This is a genomic window from Micromonospora sp. NPDC005686, assembly GCF_042871665.1.
Lineage (GTDB): Bacteria > Actinomycetota > Actinomycetes > Mycobacteriales > Micromonosporaceae > Micromonospora.
Genome location: NZ_JBIAIY010000013.1, coordinates 85,010 through 104,342 on the forward strand (window position 1 = coordinate 85,010; position 19,333 = coordinate 104,342).

The 19,333-nt window shown below is 72.6% G+C and carries 16 protein-coding genes; 1 reads left to right on the forward strand and 15 read right to left on the reverse strand.

The features are described from left to right. Positions 1 to 81 precede the first annotated feature (81 nt). From ACFYON_RS26000 to ACFYON_RS26035, 8 genes are all read right to left on the reverse strand, one after another. Complete coding sequence (locus ACFYON_RS26000; RefSeq protein WP_355015258.1) at positions 82 to 1,281, reverse strand: hypothetical protein; 1,200 nt, start codon at positions 1,279 to 1,281, stop codon at positions 82 to 84. After that, positions 1,268 to 1,801 (reverse strand): SigE family RNA polymerase sigma factor, encoded by a 534-nt coding sequence (locus tag ACFYON_RS26005; RefSeq protein WP_354872934.1) that lies wholly within the window; start codon positions 1,799 to 1,801, stop codon positions 1,268 to 1,270. Before ACFYON_RS26005 ends, ACFYON_RS26000 begins: the two co-directional genes overlap by 14 nt. 96 nt (positions 1,802 to 1,897) lie before the next feature. Next, positions 1,898 to 2,713, reverse strand: coding sequence for an endonuclease/exonuclease/phosphatase family protein (locus ACFYON_RS26010; protein ID WP_354872932.1), 816 nt, complete (start codon positions 2,711 to 2,713; stop codon positions 1,898 to 1,900). A gap of 114 nt (positions 2,714 to 2,827) precedes the next feature. Next, on the reverse strand, positions 2,828 to 4,783 hold the full coding sequence (locus tag ACFYON_RS26015; RefSeq protein ID WP_387321129.1) for a GTP-binding protein: 1,956 nt from the start codon (positions 4,781 to 4,783) through the stop codon (positions 2,828 to 2,830). A gap of 338 nt (positions 4,784 to 5,121) precedes the next feature. Beyond that, entirely contained in the window at positions 5,122 to 6,630 is a 1,509-nt protein-coding gene (locus ACFYON_RS26020) for a family 43 glycosylhydrolase (RefSeq protein WP_387321131.1), read from the reverse strand. 25 nt (positions 6,631 to 6,655) lie between these two features. Beyond that, positions 6,656 to 8,095, reverse strand: a complete 1,440-nt coding sequence (locus tag ACFYON_RS26025; RefSeq protein ID WP_355015261.1) for a family 43 glycosylhydrolase — start codon at positions 8,093 to 8,095, stop codon at positions 6,656 to 6,658. Between the two features lie 171 nt (positions 8,096 to 8,266). Beyond that, positions 8,267 to 8,722, reverse strand: a complete 456-nt coding sequence (locus tag ACFYON_RS26030; protein WP_355015262.1) for an OsmC family protein — start codon at positions 8,720 to 8,722, stop codon at positions 8,267 to 8,269. Then, positions 8,715 to 9,530: a TIGR02452 family protein gene (locus tag ACFYON_RS26035; RefSeq protein ID WP_387321134.1), complete on the reverse strand. Its 816-nt coding sequence runs from the start codon at positions 9,528 to 9,530 to the stop codon at positions 8,715 to 8,717. Before ACFYON_RS26035 ends, ACFYON_RS26030 begins: the two co-directional genes overlap by 8 nt. Before the next feature lie 215 nt (positions 9,531 to 9,745). Between ACFYON_RS26035 and ACFYON_RS26040 the strand changes: the two genes are divergently transcribed. Further along, entirely contained in the window at positions 9,746 to 10,852 is a 1,107-nt protein-coding gene (locus ACFYON_RS26040) for a carboxypeptidase-like regulatory domain-containing protein (RefSeq protein ID WP_354872916.1), read from the forward strand. A gap of 121 nt (positions 10,853 to 10,973) precedes the next feature. Here the strand turns inward: ACFYON_RS26040 and ACFYON_RS26045 are convergent, their stop codons facing one another. The 7 genes from ACFYON_RS26045 to ACFYON_RS26075 form a co-directional block, all read right to left on the reverse strand. After that, on the reverse strand, positions 10,974 to 11,303 hold the full coding sequence (locus ACFYON_RS26045) for a hypothetical protein (protein ID WP_354872913.1): 330 nt from the start codon (positions 11,301 to 11,303) through the stop codon (positions 10,974 to 10,976). A 755-nt stretch (positions 11,304 to 12,058) separates the two neighbouring features. Further along, on the reverse strand, positions 12,059 to 13,339 hold the full coding sequence (locus tag ACFYON_RS26050) for a HAMP domain-containing sensor histidine kinase (protein WP_354872911.1): 1,281 nt from the start codon (positions 13,337 to 13,339) through the stop codon (positions 12,059 to 12,061). Beyond that, positions 13,339 to 14,010: a response regulator transcription factor gene (locus tag ACFYON_RS26055; protein ID WP_354872908.1), complete on the reverse strand. Its 672-nt coding sequence runs from the start codon at positions 14,008 to 14,010 to the stop codon at positions 13,339 to 13,341. Before ACFYON_RS26055 ends, ACFYON_RS26050 begins: the two co-directional genes overlap by 1 nt. Positions 14,011 to 14,062: 52 nt before the next feature. After that, positions 14,063 to 15,331, reverse strand: a complete 1,269-nt coding sequence (locus ACFYON_RS26060; protein ID WP_354872905.1) for a cation:proton antiporter — start codon at positions 15,329 to 15,331, stop codon at positions 14,063 to 14,065. Next, the gene (locus tag ACFYON_RS26065) at positions 15,328 to 16,662 is read right to left on the reverse strand and encodes a cytochrome P450 (protein WP_355096062.1); all 1,335 of its coding nucleotides are present in this window, start codon (positions 16,660 to 16,662) and stop codon (positions 15,328 to 15,330) included. The genes ACFYON_RS26060 and ACFYON_RS26065 overlap by 4 nt, the downstream gene beginning before the upstream one ends. Further along, positions 16,659 to 17,765 (reverse strand): alpha-hydroxy acid oxidase, encoded by a 1,107-nt coding sequence (locus ACFYON_RS26070; protein WP_357710357.1) that lies wholly within the window; start codon positions 17,763 to 17,765, stop codon positions 16,659 to 16,661. Before ACFYON_RS26070 ends, ACFYON_RS26065 begins: the two co-directional genes overlap by 4 nt. Before the next feature lies 1 nt (position 17,766). Beyond that, positions 17,767 to 19,332 (reverse strand): NAD(P)-binding domain-containing protein, encoded by a 1,566-nt coding sequence (locus ACFYON_RS26075; RefSeq protein ID WP_387189177.1) that lies wholly within the window; start codon positions 19,330 to 19,332, stop codon positions 17,767 to 17,769. Position 19,333: the final 1 nt, after the last annotated feature.

Here is a 19,333-nt window from a genome sequence, read left to right on the forward strand (position 1 = left end):
GGGGGCCCCCCCCCGCCCGGGGGGCGGGGGGGGGGGGCGCCCCCCCCCCCCCCCACCGCGATCGTTCCGTGCCGGCGGGTGTCAGGGCGTCAGGGCGTCCAGGGCGGGCGTCCAGGTCGCCTCGTCCCGCACGTCGTCGGCGACGGTGATCCCCTCGGCGATCTTCAGCAGCTCGGCCTGGGGCAGCCGGCCGCCGAGGCCCTGGGAGCTGACCTGGACGACGACTGTGCCGTCGGCGCTCCAGATGTTGCAGAACCCGCCGCCGGCGCCCGGCACCGGGTAGCACCTCGTCGCACCGGGCTCCGGTGACTGGTTGGAGCTGGTGCTCGGCGTGACGAAGATGTGGAACCCGTCCCTGACGGCGCCCTCGACCGAGTCGAACGGCGCGGTCAGGCCCGAGGGGCGCATGGGCCTGGTGTACGTCGCGCCGCCGTAGTCACCGGCGCGGGCGGTGGCGATGCCGCTCAGGCCGGGCATGGCGTGCGTGCCGACCTGCAACGGCACGTAACCCTTCGGCACGTAGCCCACAGTGAACGGTAGCGGAGCCGGCGTCGGCCCGGCCGGCTTCAGACCCGCGACCAGGCCGCTCAGATCCTCGAAGCTCGGCGTCGCCGGGTCGTCGGAGATCGACGTGACGGCCGCCCAGGCGTTGTGGGCGTACTCCCAGGCGAACAGCTTGTTGCCCGGATCCAGCGGGTTGCTCGGGTCGAGGCCGACCGGCAGCCTCGCCTGCACCGCCTTGCGTCCGGCCACCGTGACGTTCCGCGCGGCCTTGATCGCTGCCGGGTCGAAGGCGCCGGGCCGGTAGACGGTCAGGTAGGCCCAGAGCGCAGGCTTCGCCCCGGCGGCCCTCTTCTCCTGCTCGATCGCCTCGGCCTCGTCCCTGCTGACGGGCCTGTCGTTCGAGGTGTGACGGTCGGAGTAGACGGAGGCGATCTGGTATGCGGTCGACACGACGATCGGGTCCTGCACGTGCAGCGTGCCGGCGTCGTACCCGGTGAAGGTGAAGGTGAACGGCGAGGCGTCGGGCCAGGGGCTGACGCCCGGACGAGGCGCACCGGACAGCGCCGAGTTCTCCCCGGCGGTACGCCTCGCACCCAGGATCGGCACGGTGATCGCGCCGGCGACCGCCACCGCGACGAGGGCCGCGGCGCCGACTGTCGCGAACCGGGTCCGGCGGCGCCGTTCGGCGTGCCGTCCGGCCGCGACGATGTCGTCGACGGTACGGCCCATCGGCGGCTCGTCGCCGGTCACGGCGTCCACCAGTTCACGCAACTGCATTTGTCCACTCCTCCATCGGCATGCCGGTGAGATTGAGGTGTTCGCCGCCGAGTGACTCGCGCAGCTTCGCCAGCCCACGGGAGACCTGGCTCTTGGCCGTGCCGACCGTGCAGTCGAGGACGGCGGCGGTGTCCTCCAGGCTCAGGTCCATGTAGTGCCGGAGCACGACGGCGGCCCGTTGCCGCGCCGGGACGGCTTCGAGCGCCGCCCGCAGGCGCATCCGCTCGTCCGTCACCGCCGCCGTGTCCCGCACCGTGACGTCCGGCATGGCGTCGCCGGCCGATCGCTCGCGCCGCCAGGGCCGGCGGGTCTCGTCGATCGCGGCCCGGTAGACCATGGTCTTGACGTAGAGGTCGGGCCGCTCCAGCTTCCGCCAGCGTGGATAGAGCTTGACCAGCGCATTGGCCACGGCGTCCTCCGCGGTGTGCCAGTCGCCGCAGGTCATGTACGCCAGCTTGCGCAGGGACGCCATCTGTGACGTCACGAACTCGCGGAACGCTTGCTCGTCTTCGGCTTTCAATCGACTGCCTCCTCGTGACGGAGGTAGAACGGCCACGCCCGCCCGGGACGTTGCACGGCCGGCGGACAAATTCCGCCGCGCGTCCGCAGACCTCGGTCAGTACCGCCCCGGTGGCGGCACCGGCCAGGAGCGGATCATGGTCGCCACCAGCGCCGGATGGTCGGTCGTCCCGCGCATGTCCACCGAGCGGCGGCAGCAGATCGTCACGCCGCTCGACGCCAGGATCTGCTGCCGGGCGCCGTCGTCGATCCGCCGGTAGCCCACCGGCACGCACGACCGCACGTCCGGCATGCCACCGGCCCGCAGGTTGAGGTCACCGCCGAGAACGGTCGGCGCGTCCCCGTCGCCCCGGGTCTCCGGCACCACCGCGCCGAGCAACTCACCGCACTGGGCCAGCGCCACCTGGCCGCTGGTGTTCGCCAGGTGCGTGGTGCAGGCGTGCAGCCCGTCGGCCCGGACGCAGAGCCAGACCCGCTCCTCGGGATCGGTCAGGTCCTGCGCCGGATAGGTCCCCCGGTGCACCGACGGCCGCGCGTCGCGGGCGTCGAGGCGGGCCAGCAACCCGATCCCGTACGGCTCGCCGTTGTCGCACCGGGTGGGGCCGCCGGCGGGGCGGTCACCGGCGGCCTGGAACGCGGACACCATCGTGCCGCCGGCACGGGCGGCCCGCAGCGTACGCCCGAGCGTCACCACGTCGTCGCGGCAGACCTCGTTGAGCGTGACCACGTCGGGCAGTTCCGCGGCGATCACCTCGGCGGCCCGCGGGACGGCCCGGCCGGTGTAGCAGCCGGCCCGGCCGCTGTTGCAGAGATTCATCTGAAGCACCCGCAGCGTTCCCGGCCCGGTGTCGCCGGCCGCCGCCGACCCGGCGGGCAGCCCGGCCACGACGAGCAGGCACACCACTGCCAGCACCCGGCGGACTCGCCGGGTGAGGTGAGTGGCCGGCTGCGGGGACAGCGGGGCTCCAGCGGATGCGGGCGGCGGCGGGCGCCGGTGATCCTATCGCCGCAGGGCTCCCGCCGCCGCCTACCTGGGTACGGCCCGGAACCACGCCTCCCGGTCGTCCGGGTCGGGTCCGCGCCGGGGCAGCGTCGGCGGTTCCTCGCCGGTGACCGGCGCGTAGTGGCCGAAGGTGGTGGTCAGGACCGCCTCGCCGCCGGTGAGGTCGGGCAGGGCGGCGGCGACCCGCGGCACCCGGGCGGACGGCAGGGTGCCGCTCACCTCCAGGTAGCCGCCGACGACGGCGGTGTCGTGGACGACCGCGCCGAGCCGGCCGAGCAGCGCCAGCACCGTCTCCACCGCGTGCCGGGGCAGGTTGACGTCGAACCGCTCGATCGGCTGGCACACCCGCGTGCCGGCCTGCCGCAGCGCGGCGGCGACCACGACCGGGGCGAGGTTGCGGAAGTCCGCCGCCACCGTCGAGATCGACTTGTCGAACTTCTGGTGCGGCCGGCTCTGCCGGGGTGCGTACCGGGACGCCGTCATGGTGACCGTGCAGTCGGCGACCGGCCAGCCGTGCCGGCCCTGCCGCAGTGCGGCCCGTACGCCCTCCTCGGTGGCGGCGACGAAGGCCGGTGGCAGCCGTCCCGGCTCGATCCCGGGACGGAACTCGATGCCGTGCCCGGTCGGCGCGGCCTCGATGCGCAACCCCAGCCCGGCCAGGTACGGGTTACCGCGCTCCCGCATCCGCTCCTCGGCGGCGCCGGTGCCGGCGACCCGTTCGATGCAGGCGGTGAGCGTGCCGGAGAACCGCACCCGGACGCCGTACCGGTCCTCCATCAGGGCGGCCAGCACCTCCTTCTGGACCTCGCCGTGCAGGCGGATCACCGCCTCCCCCTGCTGCTCGTCGAGGCGCAGGTCCACGAGCGGGTCCTCGTCGGCCAGTTCGGCCAGTCCGGCGAACATCGCCAGGCGCTGCCCCGGGTCGACCGGTTCGACGACCGACTGCCGGGTCGGCGGCGGGAACCGGTAGCCGACCCGCCGCGGCGGGTCGCCGATGTGCTGGCCGATCCGGGCCGGCACCCCGCGCACCGCCGCGATCTGGCCGCCGGAGACCGACGGGCGCACCAGCACACCGGTGGGCTCGATGACGGCGATCTCGGTCACCGGCTCCGGGCGGCCGCCGTCGAGCCGCACCCGGTCCCGCACCCGTAGGCGCCCGGACCACAACCGCAGCCAGACGCGCCGGCCGTGCCCGTCCCGGTCGACGGCGAAGACGGTGCCCGAAGGCGGGCCGTCCGCCGCCTCGCCGTACGGCAGCAGGTCGGCCAGGACGTCGCACAACTGCCGTACCCCGGTGCCGGTGATCGCCGAACCGCACACGGCCGGGATCAGGTCCGCGTGGCGCACCGCGCGCCGGATCGCCCGCCGGACGTCGCGGACGCGGACCGGCCGGTCGGTCAGCCAGCGCGCCGCCACCGCGTCGTCGACCTCCGCCACCTCCGCCACCACGGGCTCGGCGTTCAGGTCCACGGCCCGCGCCCGGGCCTCGCGTGTGCCCTGGCCGGAAATCGTGGTGAGCAGGACCGGCCGCGCCCCGAGCCGCTGCCGCACCTGGGCCGCCACCCGGTCGACGTCGGCACCGCCGCGGTCGACCTTGTTGAAGAAGAACACCGTCGGTACGCCGATGCGGCGCAGAGCCCGCCAGATGGCGACGGTCTGCGGCTGGACGCCTTCCACACTGGACACCACGAGCACGGCGGCGTCCAGCACGGCGAGGGAACGCTCGACCTCCGCGATGAAGTCGGGGTGGCCGGGGGTGTCCAGCAGGTTGATGCTCAGGTCGCCGATGGTGATCGACGTGACGGCCGCCCGGATGGTGATGCCACGGCGGCGTTCCAGCTCCATCGAGTCGGTCCGCGTCGTGCCGGCGTCGACGCTGCCCGGCTCGGCCACCGCGCCCGCCTCGTAGAGCAGGCGTTCGGTCAGGCTGGTCTTTCCGGCGTCAACATGCGCGACGATTCCGAGGTTCAACAGGGTCAAGGCGGAGCTCCACGGTAGGACGGGCAAGGGTCCGAAGCGTGGAAGCTGCTCGCATTGTCTCTCCTGGTCGTCGTCACGGCGGCGCTCGCCGCCGGTGTGCAGTCCTACCTTGCCCGTCCGCCGCGATCGCCGCCACCGAATTCGGGTACCGGGCGCTGCCCGGGCCGGACGGGGAACCGCACCCCGGTTAGGTCCTCGGACACGGCCCAGAGCCGCTGCTGGACGGCCACCTCGTACGACTGCGGGCTGGAGGTGACCAGCCGAGGGTGACCCTTGACCTCGTGGCGTGCTACCCCGCGACTGACCGGCTGGGTGCGGCGCAGCGGTTGTCGGGGTGCCTACTCCAGGTGGAAGGTGGCCGCCGCCCGGTCGGCGCTCGTACTCACCGTTTCGAGTTGGAGCAGTCCGTCCCGGTGGCGGACGTACCGGCCGGGATAGTTCTGTGATTCGAGCGAGAGCCCGTCGGCCGCGGCCAGGCCGGTGCGGCGCTGGAAGCTCGCGTCGCCGTCGAACAGGGCCGAGCCGTCGTCGCGTTCGACGTAGAGGGCGAAGGCCCGGTGCCGCAGGTAGTAGCCGGGGAAGTTGGTCGACTCCAGGGACACCGATCCGGCGCCGGCGAGGCCGGGGACGACGCGGAACTGCGAGTCGGCGAGGTTGGCGACGTTCGGCTCGACCCGGGCCCGGTAGTCGTAGTGCCGGACGTAGCTCGCGGTCAGGTCGTGCGAGCGCAGCCGGACCGGGGTGGCCCCGTCCGGCACGGGGATGCCGAAGTTCGGGGTGCCGTCGGCGTTCCAGTACAGCTTCTGGATCCGGGTCCGCCGGTTCGGGTCGTTGAGCGGGTCACCGCTGATGTCCCGGTAGTTGCGGTCGTGGTAGACCAGGATGTCGCTCTGCCCGTCCTCGGAGACGGTGAAGGAGTTGTGGCCGGGGCCGTACTGGCCGGTGGCGGCGTTACTGGTGAACACCGGGGCCGGGCTCTTGCTCCAGGCGGCGGGGTCGAGCAGGTTCGCGCCGGCCGACGCGGTGAGCATGCCGAGGCAGTAGTTCGCGTCGGTGGCGCTGGCCGAGTACGTGAGGAAGACCCGGCCGTTGCGCTGGATCACCGTCGGTCCCTCGGCCACCCGGTAACCGCGGGTCTCCCAGTCGTACGTCGGCACGACCAGCCGGGCCACCGGGCCGGTGATCTGCCACGGCTCGGCACCCATCCGGGCCAGGTAGACGTTGGAGTTGGTGGAGATGCCCGGCTCCTGCTGGGCCCAGGTCAGGTAGCGCGCCCCGTTCACCACGAAGGTCGAGGCGTCGAGGCTGAACGTGTCCCAGGGCGTGGTGATCCGGCCGCGTTCGGTCCACGAGCCGGTCAGCGGGTTGGCGCTCGCGTTCTCCAGCACGTACATCCGGATCCGCCACACGTCGTCGGTCCGCCCGGCGGCGAAGTAGACGTACCACTTGCCGTTTATGAAATGGATCTCCGGGGCCCAGATGTGGGCGCCCATCTCACCGCTGGCGTGCCGGCGCCAGATCGTCGTCTCGGCGGCGGTGGCCAGCCCTTGCAGGGTGGTGGCCCGCCGGAGCACGATCCGGTCGTACTGCGGCACCGTCGCGGTCATGTAGTAGTAGCCGTCGGTGTGCCGAACGATGTGCGGATCGGCCCGCTGGTTCACCAGCGGGTTGGTGTAGCTCACCGCGGGGGCCGCCTGCGCGGGGCCGGGCACGGCCAGGCCGGCCGAGGTGGTGAGCAGCGCGAGCGCCGCGGCCAGGATCGGCCGCAGGCGCCGGCGGGCCGGTTCGACGGTACGGGCCGGATGGCCGGTACGGCGGGCCGGGCGGAGTAGGTGCCGAGGCGACATGCGCGCCCTCCCTGGTGGCCGGGGATCAGTAGACGTAGGGCCAGGCAGCGGCGTCGTAGCCGATGCGGTTGACGCCGAGCAGCGACGCGCCGTCGTCGGCGTAGTAGTGGTAGAAGAGGACGTCGCCGTCGGTGTCGGCGAGGACCGCCTGGTGGCCGGGGCCGTGCACACTGCCGTGCGAGGCCAGTACCTGCGTGCCGCCCCCGGCGAGCATGTCCCGGCCGGCGCGGTCCACGAACGGCCCGGTGGGGCTCGCCGAACGACCGACCATGATCCGGTACGTGCTGGCCGCGCCCTGGCAGCAGCGGTCGAACGAGACGTACAGGTAGTACCAGGCGCCGCGCTTGACCAGGACGGGCGCCTCGATGCCGGGGCCGTAGTTCGCGAGCGCGTACGTGGCGGTGCCGAGCCGGCGTCCGGTGGCCGGGTCGATCGGGATCATCTTGATGCCGGACCAGAACGAGCCGAAGGTGAGCCACCAGCGGCCCTGGTCGTCGACTGTGAGGTTCGGGTCGATGGCGTTGAAGTCGTCCGAGGTCCGCGACTCGACGACCAGTCCCTCGTTCGTCCAGCTCCCGGCGTTCCCGGTGGTGCTGGTGGCCAGGAAGATCGCCGAGCGGTTGGAGCCGAACGTGGACGCTGAGTAGTACAGGTAGTAGCGCCCGTTGCGGTACGACAGGTCCGGCGCCCACAGGTTGCGCGCGCCGCCGGTGTACGTGGTGGTCCACGGCGCGCCGCCGGGGAAGGCGGCGCCCGCGTTGCGGAAGGCGACCCGGTCGGTGGAGGTCTTCAACGCGATGCCGTCGCCGGTGTGCGCGACGAGGTAGGTGCCGTCGGGTCGCTTGACCACGGTGGGGTCGTGGACGCCGACGTCCCCGGTCACCCGGCCGGGCTGCGGGTAGGCAGGCGCCGGTGTGGTCGGTGTTCCGCCGCCCAGGCGGATCAGCTGCCACTGCTGGTTGGCGCCGTCCAGATCGGCGTAGCCGGCCAGCCGCCCTCCGTCCGCGGTCGACCACTGCCACACGTCGACGGCCTTGCCCCACTGCCGGTTCACGAACCGCACGAACCCGCCCGCGGAGTCCTGCAACCGGAACTGCTGCGTGGCCGACGACCGGTCGGTGCTCTGCACGAGCTGGGTGCCGTCGCCGCCGCTCGGCAGCTCCAGCACCTTCCCGCTGTGCCGGGACCGCACCTTGTAGAACCCGCCGCCGGCGTCCACGAACTGCCACTGCTGCACCGCGAGGTCGTTGCGTGTCCACTGGTTCACCGGCGCGTTCTCCGCCGTCGACCAGTCGTACAGGTCCATCGCCTTGCCGCTGTGCCGGTTCACCACGACGTACGACGCGGACGTGTCCACCGTCGCCGCCGACGCCGGGGGCATCCCGGCCACCACCCCCGCGGCGAGGACCAGTGCCGCCGAGACCACTACCGCCGCCGTACGCGTCCTCCGAGCGGTCCCTGTCACCGAGAACCTCCTGCGCCTGGTCGTCACCGGCCGGCCGCGGCTGCTCGCCTCACCGTGACGCTCGTGGCAACGGCATTACCGTCAAGTTACGGCAATGTTCTCGTTAACATAGACGAGTGTCAAGGTAATCGGAGGCTGGCAGCCCCGTCCGGCGGGCACCTCCTCCCCCACTCAGCGCGGTTCGGTCGAGTCCGGGGCGGCCGTCGCGTCCACGATGGAGACGGGACTGCCCAGCTCCACCGTCCGGGACACGGTGCAGAGCCGGTCGTGCGACTGCCGCAGCGAACGTGGCAGCACCTCGCGGGCCCGGTCGCCGTCCGCGCCGGCCGGGAACGTCACCGCGAACGTGACGGTGAGGTTCTCCATCCGGTTCCCGGCCTCCGGGTCACGGATCTTGTCGCCGCTCACCGTGACGTCGAACCGGGTCGGTTCGGCACGCCGGCTGGTCACGTGGTCGACGTCCACCGCGCTGCAGCCACCGAGCGCTGCGAGCAGCAGTTCCACCGGCGTGAAGGTCCCGTCCTCCCCCGTACCCATCTGCAGCTCGCCGCCACGGCGGTTGCGCGCGACGTATCTGCCCACGCTGGTGCGCTCGATCTCCACCGACCGGAAGGTGTCGTCACTCATGCGACAAACCTACCGGAAAGCGTTCCGCGAACGTGCGGTACACCGGTGTGCCCGGCAGCCCGTCGCGAACGGCGAACACCACGAGGTCGAACCGGTCGACCACCCGGAGCGCGCCGGCGAACGCGCCCGCCACGGCGACCGGGTCGTTCCGGAACACCCCGCACCCCCAGGCGCCCAGCACCAGGGTCCGGTGCCCGTACGCGGCCGCGACCTCCAGCACCCGCCGGGCACGCCGCGCCAGCACCGCCGGCACATCGGCGGCGTGGTCCGGCTGGTTGCGCAGGATCGCGCCCAGGTTGGGCGCCGCCGCGGTCAGGAAGGACGCGGTGTACGGCCGGTCGAGCAGATGGCCCTTGTCGTCGCGGAACACCGGCACGCCCGGGGAGTAGACGACTCGGTCGCTGTACCGCAGGTCCCGCTGCGCCCGGTGGAAGGCGTAGAAGTCCGGCGCCGCGAGCAGGCACGGGTAGAGCGCCGACGAGCGGGCGATGCTCTCCTCCTGCGCCTGCGCCCCGCCCAGGAAACCGCCACCCGGGTTCTTCGCCGACGCGAACACCAGGCACGCCGCACCGGACCCGAGCCGGTGGGCGGCCTGCAACGTCGACTCGTACGTCACCTCCACGGCGCCGGCACCCGGCTCCGCGTCTCTCGACGGGAGCATCTCGTCCGGCGGGTGGTGACGGGTGCCGCCGACCGCGGCGCGTACCGCCGCCCCGATCTCGACGTCGTCACCGGCGTCGTTGCGATAGCGTCCGGCTTCGGCGATCTCGACGGTCCGCCGGGCGATCTCGCGCAGGCGGCTGCTCATCCGGCGCACCCGTCGGTGTCGTGCATGACCGGCAATCTAGGCAGACCCGCCGCGGCGGGCAACCGATTAGTGGCCGCCGGCCGAGCCCACGGGCGTCGACCGGGTCCGCCCGAGACGCTGCGAGCGGAGCGGGTCGCGCAACCCGTCCCGCACAGGGCATAGTGGCCCGCGGCTCCATCGACCGATGGTGCCCGCTCACGGCGAAGGTGGTGGAAGTGACGACGCGCTCACGTGTCCGATGGGCCCGGGCGGCCGTACTGGCCACGCTGGCCGGAGGGACGCTCGCGGTGGCGGCACCGGCGACCGCCGCGCCGGAGACGGTGAGCATCCTGAGCGTGTCCGCGGAGAACGTGAAACCCCGCGAGGTGGTGCGCGTGCGGTTCCGCGTCACCAACAACGGCGGCCGGGCCGAGACGGCCATCGTGGTGGTCGGCGGCGGCCTGCGGTGCACCGCCGGCTGCCGGGCGGAGCCGAAGCTCGGGCCGGGCCGGAGCCAGACCTTCGACGCGACGCTCGTCGCCCCGGAGGCCCGCCCGGGCGAGACCACCGGTCTCAACATCTCGATCGGTGTGCGGCTCGCCGGGCAGAACAGCTACGCCTACAAGATGGTCTACGTCCACGGGCCGGGTGCCTCGCCCACCGGCGGGGCCGCACCGGCGGCCGGGGTGAGTGGGGTCTCCGGCCGGGTCCGCGACGCCGACGGAAAGGCGATCGGCGGCGCGGACCTGACCATCCGGGACAGCGCCGGTCACGAGTACCGGACGACCAGCAACCGCAGCGGCCAGTTCTCGATCACCTCCAAGGCCGGCCGGACGATCGCCGAGGGATCCATCACGGTCCGCGCGTCCATGGACGGCTACCGCACCGCCCGCGCGACCGTGCGTGCCGGTGCCGGTGACGTCGCGACGGTGCGACTGACCCTCGCCGCGGTGGCATCGCCCACCACGACCCCGCCGTCGCCCACCACGGAGGCGAGCCCTCTCGCCGCGGCAGCCGAGGACGCGGTTCCCGCGGCGACGCCACCCGCGTTCACGGCCGCCAGTGACGAGGGCGGCAGCACCTCGATGTTCCTCCTGGGCGGCCTGCTGGTCGCCGCGGGCCTGGGCGCGCTCGCACTGGTGCTGGTGCGACGGAGGAACGCACCGAGTGCGGTGGCGGAGGCGGCCGCTCCCCCGGCGGCCTGGCTGCCGGCGCCGCCCGCGGGGAGCATGGCCGATGCTCCGACGGCGATCCTGCACACCGGGCCGGCCGCCGGCGGCTCCCCGCACTCGTACGGCACGTCCCCGCAGGGCGGCGGCCACCAGCACGGCTACCGAGGCTGAAGATCGTCGCCGGCCGGGGACTCGCTCCGGTGGCGGCCACTGTACCGGTCGAGTAGGCTCGGTCTATACCGGTCCAGGAGCCTGCCCATTCTCGTTGAGAAGCCTCCTCCGATGAGCCCTCTCACGGAGCCGTCGCCACATCGATCCCAGCGACGGCCAACCTCCGATAATGGCGATCCGCGATTCCGCGCGCTCCATGGCCACAAGGCTCTCCCGTCAATTCCGTGACCTCCTGACGCGCCGATGATCGTTTACGCAATTTTAACCGAGCGACCCGGCGGCCCGCGCTTTCCGAGCCGATCGACACCGCCGGGCGACACACCTCCTCGCTGGCCCGATGCCTGTTCAGCGCCGCTTTTACCGTCCAGGCGACCTGGGACGTAAAACCGGGTTTCGGATCTGTTAACAGCTCGCACTCACGCCGCCGGTTCACATCTTTGAAGATCAGCATGCGCCGATGAAACGTTGCAGGCCCTCCGGCCACATGCTCTACTGATCGCAGCCTCGGGCTGAAATCCTGTCGACGAATACCCTCCTATCGGAAAGATAGTGCTTTGACGTCTGTCTATATGGATTCCGGCGACTCCGAGCAGATACGGGTAGCCGCCGAGGACGGTCTCATCAGAGGTTTCACGACCAATCCCACGCTGCTGCGGCAGGTGACCGACGATCCGCTCCGTCACTGCTCGGAGCTTCTCGGCAAGTACGACCGGCTGGAGGTCTTCTACCAGCCGACCGGGGCGTACGGAGACCTCGAGGCGGAGATCTGGGCGGCTGGTGATGGCGTTGTCCCCGGTGCTGTGGCTGGTCTTCGCCGGCCTGGTCGTCACCGGACTGGGGTTGTCCAACATCTTTCCGTCGGCCCTTGCGCTGGCCGGGGCGAAGGGCGGCCCGGACGGCATCGCCCTGGCGTCCACCCTCGGCTACGCCGGCATTCTGATGGCGCCCCCGACGATCGGCTTCCTGGCCGACGGCTTCGGCCTGCCGCGCGCGCTCACCCTCATCGCGGCCACTCTGCTGACGGCGGGGGCGCTGAGCTTCGTGGTCCGCCACCACATCGACGGCGCCGGCCGGGCCGACGACGCCAGGCAGGACGACGGCGCCGGGCAGACCGACGACGGCCCGTCGCCGGTCCGGCGGTGCGCTGACCAGGACCGCCGGGCCCGGTTCACGAACGACAGCGGCAACGGCCCAGCGGGCCCGCGCTCACGTACCGGCTCCGAGTTGCCGCATCCGACGGTGCCCGATCCACGCGGCCCTGCCCGTCAGGCCCGGCGACCGTGTCATGGGAAGGCGCACCGTGAAGCGGGCTCCCCGCCCTGTCCGGCCCTCGGCCTCGATCGTGCCGTGGTGACTCGTCACGACCTCCTGGAGCAGGGCCAGTCCCAGGCCGAAGCGGCGGTCGCCGGCGCCCGCGCCACGGTGGAACCGGTCGAAGATCCGCCGCGCGTCCGCCTGGTCGAAGCCCTTCCCGGTGTCGGCGATGACGATCTCGGCGACGTTCTCGACCGCCCGGAGCGTCACGTCGATCCGGCCGCCCGCGGGGGTGTGGGCCAGGGCGTTCGCGAGCAGTTCACCGACGACCCGGCGCAGTGCCGATTCGACACCCGGCACCGGCAGCGGGGCGGCGGGGGTGTCCAGGGTGAGGGTGACCTGGCGCTCGGCGGCGCGTTCGGCCTCGGCGGCGAGCGTCGCGCCGATCAGCGAGGTGAGGTCGACCGGCGGGTCCGGTTCCCGGTCGGCTGGAGCGGCGGCGAGACGGGCCGAGAGCAGCAGGTCGTCGACGATCTCGCCGAGCCGGCGGGTGGTGCCGACCAGTCGGTCCAGGTCCTCCAGGTTCGTGACGGCGCCGTCATGGCGCGCCCGCCGCGCCATCAGCTGTGCGCGGGTGTGCACCTGGGCGATCGGGGTGCGCAGTTCGTGGCTGGCGTCCGCGACGAAGCGGCGCTGCCGGGTCAGCGCCTCCGCGAGCGGTGCGACGGCCCGGCGGCCGACGAGCACACCGGTGAGCATGGCGGCGAGCAGCCCGGCTGCCGCGGCGAGGCTGAACGCGAGCAGCAGGTGCCGGCGGTCGGACAGCTGGAACCGGGCGTCGAACACCGCCTGGACCACCTCGTCGCCGCGCGCCTCGGTGCGCACGTGATAGGTGGTGCCGTTACGCGTGATGGTAGTGATCTCCGCGTTCCGGGTGGCCGCCACGGTGTCCAGCGCCCCGCGCAACGGGAAGCCCGGGGGCGGCGGGTTCGTGCCGGTGCGCACCGTGACGCCGTCGTACAGGAAGATCCAACTGCACGCGGGCGGGCCGGCGATCGCGCCGTGTTCCGTGCCCCACTCCAGCTCGCGCTGGATCTGCGCCTCCTGGCTGCGGACCAGGAGCGTGTACGAGATGCCGCCGGCCAGCAGCAACAGGGCGCCGATGGTCAGGCCGACGAGCAGGCCGATGCGCAGCCGGGTCCGGCGGAGGACCGCCTGCTCTGCCGCCTCCATCAGAGCGTCCCCAGGCGGTAGCCGAGCCCGTGCACGGTGCGTACCACCGACCGGCCGAGCTTGCGGCGGAGGTAGTAGACGTAGGTGTCCACCACCGACGCCCCCGCCGCCTCCGCGAAGACCCTCTGACGCAGCGCGGCCCGGGGATGCACGGTGCTCGGCCGGGCCGCCAGCACCCGCAGCAGCTCGAATTCGCGCGTGGACAGCGCCACGCGGGTGCCGTCGGCCAGCACCGCGTCCCGCTGCCCCAGGTCGAGCTGCCCGGCGCCGATCGGCAGCACGTCCGTCGACTCGGACGTGCGCCGGCACAGCGCCCGGACCCGGGCGCTCAGTTCGTCGAGGTCGAAGGGCTTGACCAGGTAGTCGTCGGCGCCCGCGTCCAGCCCGGCGATCCGGTCGTCGACGGTGCCGAGCGCGGTGAGCATCAGGGTCCGGGACGGGACCGCCCGGGCGCGCAGCCGGGCGACCAGGTCGAGGCCGTCGAGCGCCGGCAGCATCCGGTCGATGACCATCACGTCGTACGAGCGGGTCAGCCCGAGATGCAGCCCGCGCTGGCCGTCGAAGGCCCGGTCGACCAGGTAGCCTTCGTGACCCAGCGTCTCGGTGAGCATCTCGGTCAGATCCGCGTCGTCCTCGACCAGCAGCAGCCGGTTCGATCTTCCGCCCCGCATATGTTAACGATCCCATAGATGGCGACCGATGGAAGTATCGGTATTTGCATCTTCAACTATCTGAAACCGCCAGCGCGGGCGTGCGGACGTCGTCGGGCCGTTGCGCCTCCCGGCGCTCGATCCAGCTCAGCGCCGGCGTCGTCATCAGCGTGGTGACCAGCGCGACCAGCACCAGCACGGTGAACAGGGACGGGTTCACGATGCCCGCCTCCAGTCCCACGTTCAGCGCGATGAGCTGCATCAGGCCGCGGGCGTTCATCAGCGCGCCGACCCGCAGCGCCACACCCGGCGGCTCGCCGCGGAGCCTCGCCGCCGCCCAGCAGGCACCGAACTTGCCGGCGATCGCCACCGCCACACAGGCCAGCGCGAACAGCAGCACCGGCAGGGAACCGAGCAACCCGAACTCCGTGCGCAGACCCGAGTAGGTGAAGAACAACGGCAGGAACAGCGTCGCGGCGACCGGGGTGAGCGTGTCCACGACCCGGTCGGTGTTGTCGGTGCGGGGCATCACCACGCCGACCGCGAACGCGCCGAAGACCGCGTACAGCCCGATCTCGTCGGTGTACCAGGCGACCAGGAACAGCAGGGCCACGGTGCCGAGCAGCCGGGCGCGGTCGTTGAGGGCGCGGTGGGTCATCAGCGCGGAGGTGACCGTACGCCCGCCGAACCAGAGCACCAGGGCGAAGAGGATCGCCCCGCCCGCGGTGACGATCGCGGGACCGGCCCGGCCGGAGGCGAAGGCCAGCACGGCGGCCAGCATGATCCAGGCGACAACGTCGTCGATCGCGCCGCTGGCCAGGGAGAGGGTGCCGTGCCGGGTGCCGGCGTGCCCGTGCTCGGTGATGATCCGGGCCAGCATCGGGAACGCGGTGATGGCCAGGGCGACGCCGACGAACGCGGCCGAGACCCCGAGCGACGTCCCCTCGGCCTGGATCGGCACGGCACCGGCGGCCACCGGGACCAGCAGCACCCCCAGGAGGAGTGGCGCGGTGACCCCGGCCAGGGAGATCACGCCGGCGGTGCCGGCGAGCCCGGTGACCCGGTGGGCGCTGAACGCATACCCGGCCTGGAACATGAACAGCACCAGGCCGACCTGACCCACGACGTAGAGGACCGGCAGCAGGGGGGCCGGGAACAGGGCGTCCTGAACGTCCGGCAGGAGGAGCCCGAGCAGCGACGGGCCGAGGAGTACGCCGGCGAGCATCTCGCTGACCACTGCCGGCTGTCCCGCCTTGCCGAGCAGCCAGGCGACCCCTTTGCAGAAGATCAGGATCACCGTGACCGCGATGAAGAAGCGTGGCGCCAGCTCCGTTGGTGTCATCGGACAGCCCTCTCGAAGTAGTCGGTGCACAACCGCTGCCGGCGGGCGTCGATCACCATCCAGGTGCCGAACACCAGTTGCCGGACGCTGCGGCCCACGTCGGCCCACCGGTCCCGCGACCGCATCGCGGCCAGCCGCAGCCGCCCCGGGCCGGTGCACCCGGCCGGAGTCAGATACGCCGGGCCCCGGCTGGGCAGCGAGCGGGTGTGTGAGGCCGAGGAGGTCAGGACGTACCGGCGCAGCACCTCGCGGGTCGCGGCACGCATCATCACCGGCGCGACGCCGCGGGCCGGGCAGGCCCGGTTCGCGGTGACCCCGTACGGGATGAAGTGCGCGTCGCCACGCTTGAGCGTCAGCCACCGGTCCGGGTCGAACCGGTCGTCGCCGGCGGCTCCGCCGCGGTGGAACGCCAGGTAGTTGAAGAGCAGTACCGTTCCGGCCGGCAGGGACACGCCGGTGGGCAGCGTGATCGGCGCCGACGTGATCCGGTGCGCCACGCCGAAGAGCGGATGAACCCGCAGCGTCTCGTCGATCACCCGGTCCAGCGCCTCGTCGTCGTCGAGTCCTCGCTGGAGGTCGGGACGTGTGGCGAGGGCGAGCAGCACGTGCGCCATCGCCTCGGACATCTGCACCACGGCGGTGTTGAAGAAGGCGCCCTGGAGATACCAGGCCGTCTCCCGGGCGGTGAACGGCGGCGGCAGCGTCACCGGGCAGGTCCCCGCCTCGATCCGGTCGTGCAGATACCCGGTCAGCCGGTCGCGCCGCCGCATGTGCCGCAGGCCGGTGCACTTGAGCCCGTTGACCACGTCGTCGGCGTTGGCGACGATCAACGCCCGGGCATCAGGGGGGCACGCCTCGCCGAAGACGAGTTCGTAGTAGACCTCGGCCCAGACCGGCATCATCAGGTCGCGCAGCCGTACGTGGCTGGTCCGGCCGGCCGGTAACCGGTCGAGCACCCGCCGGGTGGCGGCGGTCGCGAGGTCGTCGCAGCGCCGGCGGCGTACCGCGAGCACCCGCCGGGTGGTGGCGGCCACCGTTCGGTAGCGGTCGCCCGGCTCCAGATGCTCCTGGTGCATGTGCGGCCCGGGCGCCAGCCAGTACCAGAACAGGTCCGACAACCCGGCGCCCCGGCTGCGCCCGTCCGCCGCCGGATCGGAGTACACCCGCTCGAAGTGCTCCATGCCGACGGTCGGACCCGGCACCGGGACGCCCTCGGCGCCGTTGACGGTGACGAACACCCACTCGCGCAGGCGGACCACCGTCCGGGGCAGCCAGTACGGAACGGTCCACGCGATCCCCGCCAGGACGGGCAGGACGATCAGGCCGCTCATCCGGCTGCCACCGTGGCGACCAGGTCACCGCACAGGTCCGCCGGCCCGATGGCGCCGACCAGCGCCAGCGCCCGGTCGAGGTCGGCGTGCAGCAGGTCGAGCACGTGCCGTACCCCGGCGGCGCCGCCCACCGCGAGCCCCCAGAGCACCGGGCGGCCGACCAGCACCGCGCTCGCGCCGAGCGCCAGCGCCACCAGCACGTCGGTCCCCCGGCGGACGCCGCCGTCGAGCAGCACCGGCAGCCGCCCCGCGACGGCCTCGACGACGGCGGGCAACGCGTCGAGGGTGGCGAGCGCGCCGTCGAGCTGCCGGCCGCCGTGGTTGGAGACCAGCAGACCGTCGACGCCGTACGAGACGGCCAGCGCCGCGTCCGCCGGATGCAGCACCCCCTTGAGCAGGATCGGCAGCGTGGTGATCCCGCGCAGCCAGGCGATCCGCTCCCAGTCCAGCCCGGCGTCCATGCCGATGTCGCGCACCCGGCCGGTCGCGTCGCGCATGTTCTCGCAGACCAGCCCGGGCGGCAGGTCGACGAAGCCGTGCCGCAGATCGCGTTCCCGCCGGCCGAACACGGGCGAGTCGACTGTGACGACCAGGGCGGTGCAGCCGGCCTTCTCCGCCCGCCGTACCACTGACGCGGTGAAGTCGAGGTCCGCCTGCGGGTAGAGCTGGAACCAGAGCGGCCCGCCTGCCGCGGCGATCTCCTCGACCGGCCGGGTGGCGGCCATGCTGACCACCATCACCGTGCCCGCCTCGGCGGCGGCGCGTGCGGTGGCCACCTCGCCCTCGGGGTGGGCCAGCCGGTGGAACGCGGTCGGCGCGATCAGCACCGGCATCGAGATCCGGCTGCCGAGCAGCGAGATCCGCAGGTCGCGCCGGCCCGCGCCGCGCAGGACGCGGGGCACCAGGTAGCGCCTGCCGAACGCCGCCTCGTTGGCGCGGACCGTACGCTCCTCGCCGGCCCCACCGGAGAAGAAGTCCCAGCGCACCGGGTCCAGGCGGGCCCGGGCGTCGGCGGCCAGCTCGGCCAGGTTCAGCGCCGGGCCGTCCAGCGCGGCGCCGCCCAGCGCGGTTCCGGGCGGCGCCGCGCCCTCCGGCCGGCGCATCTCAACGCCCGGCACTGCTCAGGCAGCGGTCGAGGAACGCGACGAGCGGCGCGACGTGCGTCTGCGGCCGGTCCCACCGGTTCTCCAGGTTCTCCGCCAGGTGGTGGGTGGCGGTGACTCGGCCCGCCCGGTGGTGACGGACCACCGGATGCAGGTACGCGGCGTCGTGGGCCTGGCCGGGCACGTCCTGGGCGACCCGGTTGACGGTGATGTCGAACGGGTCCACCCGGTCGTGCTCGGGGCCGTACTCCAGGGTGACGACGAACGCGTCCGTGTAGTCGTGGTCGGCGGTGCGCAGGCCGGTGCCGGTGAAGTACTCGACCGGCACCTCGTCGTAGTAGCGCGCGTCGGACCCGGCCACCGTGACCACGTCACCGAGGAAGCCGAACTGCTGCCACAGGGCGGAGCTGCGGTTGACCCGCGCGATGACGGCGTCGGCGATCGACTCCGCTGTGGCGTCCAGCTTCTCCGCCGGCCACGGCGTGTCCCCGTACCGTCGCTCCAGGATCCGGTGCAGCGCCCGCACGCCGTACCGGAAGCCGTGGATGAAGCCGCTCGTCGAGCGCTTGAAGTCCCGTTCCTGGCTGATGGTGCCGGCGAAGAACAGGCCGGGGACGTTCACCGATTCCCACTCCGGGGTCTGCGCCGGGAAGCGGTCCCTGATCGCGAGCGCCGGGCGGCACGTGTCGTCGAAGATGGACGCGTCGAAGGCGAACCCGGTGCAGACGAGCACCCGGTCGTACCACAGCTCCTTGACCACCTCGTTCGCGCGGGAGAACGAGAACGTCACGGTGAAACCGGCGCCGTCGCGTTCGATGCGCTTGACGTCGCCGTCCAGGATCGCGTTCGCCGACTTCAGCTGGTAGGTGTCCAGGAAGTTGTTGTTCACCGCGCGCAGGTGTCCCACGTAGTGCGTACGCCAGGCCATCCGGACCGAACTCGGCCCGGCGACGTGGATCAGCGTGGTGGTCTCCGTCAGGTTGTCCGCCGTCTCGAACGCGGAGTTCCCCTTGCCGATGATCAGCACCTTCTGGTCGAGGTAGTCGCGCGGGTCGACGGACATGTCCGCGTACTGCTCGGCCAGTTCCAGCCCCGGGATCGCCGGCAGGTAAGGCCGGGAGACCCCGGTGGCGACGATCAGCCGTCGCGCCCGGAAGACCTCCTCCCCCGCGTCGACCTCGAACAGGCCGTCGGACTTGCGGACCGACGTCACCCGGGCGCCGTACCGCACGCGCGCCCCCGTCTTCGCGGCGAAGTCCGCCAGGTAGCGGACCATCACGTCGGCGTCGGGGAAGTACCGTTCGGTGTAGCCGGTGAACCGCAGCGCCGGGTCGTCGCTGAGCAGCGAGTTCCAGTCCAGCCGCAGGTTCAGCTCCGGGTCGTCCGAGCCGGTGTGCGGCTTGTTTATGGAGATCAGTTGCCGGTGGCGGGGATGGGTGGCGAAGAACGCCCCCGGGATCTCCGCCTGTTCCAGGACCAGATAGTCGCGCCTGCCGTCGGCCTCCAGCAGCGCTGCTAGTTGCAGGCCGGCCGGTCCGGCGCCCACGATCAGGTAGTCAAGCGTCATG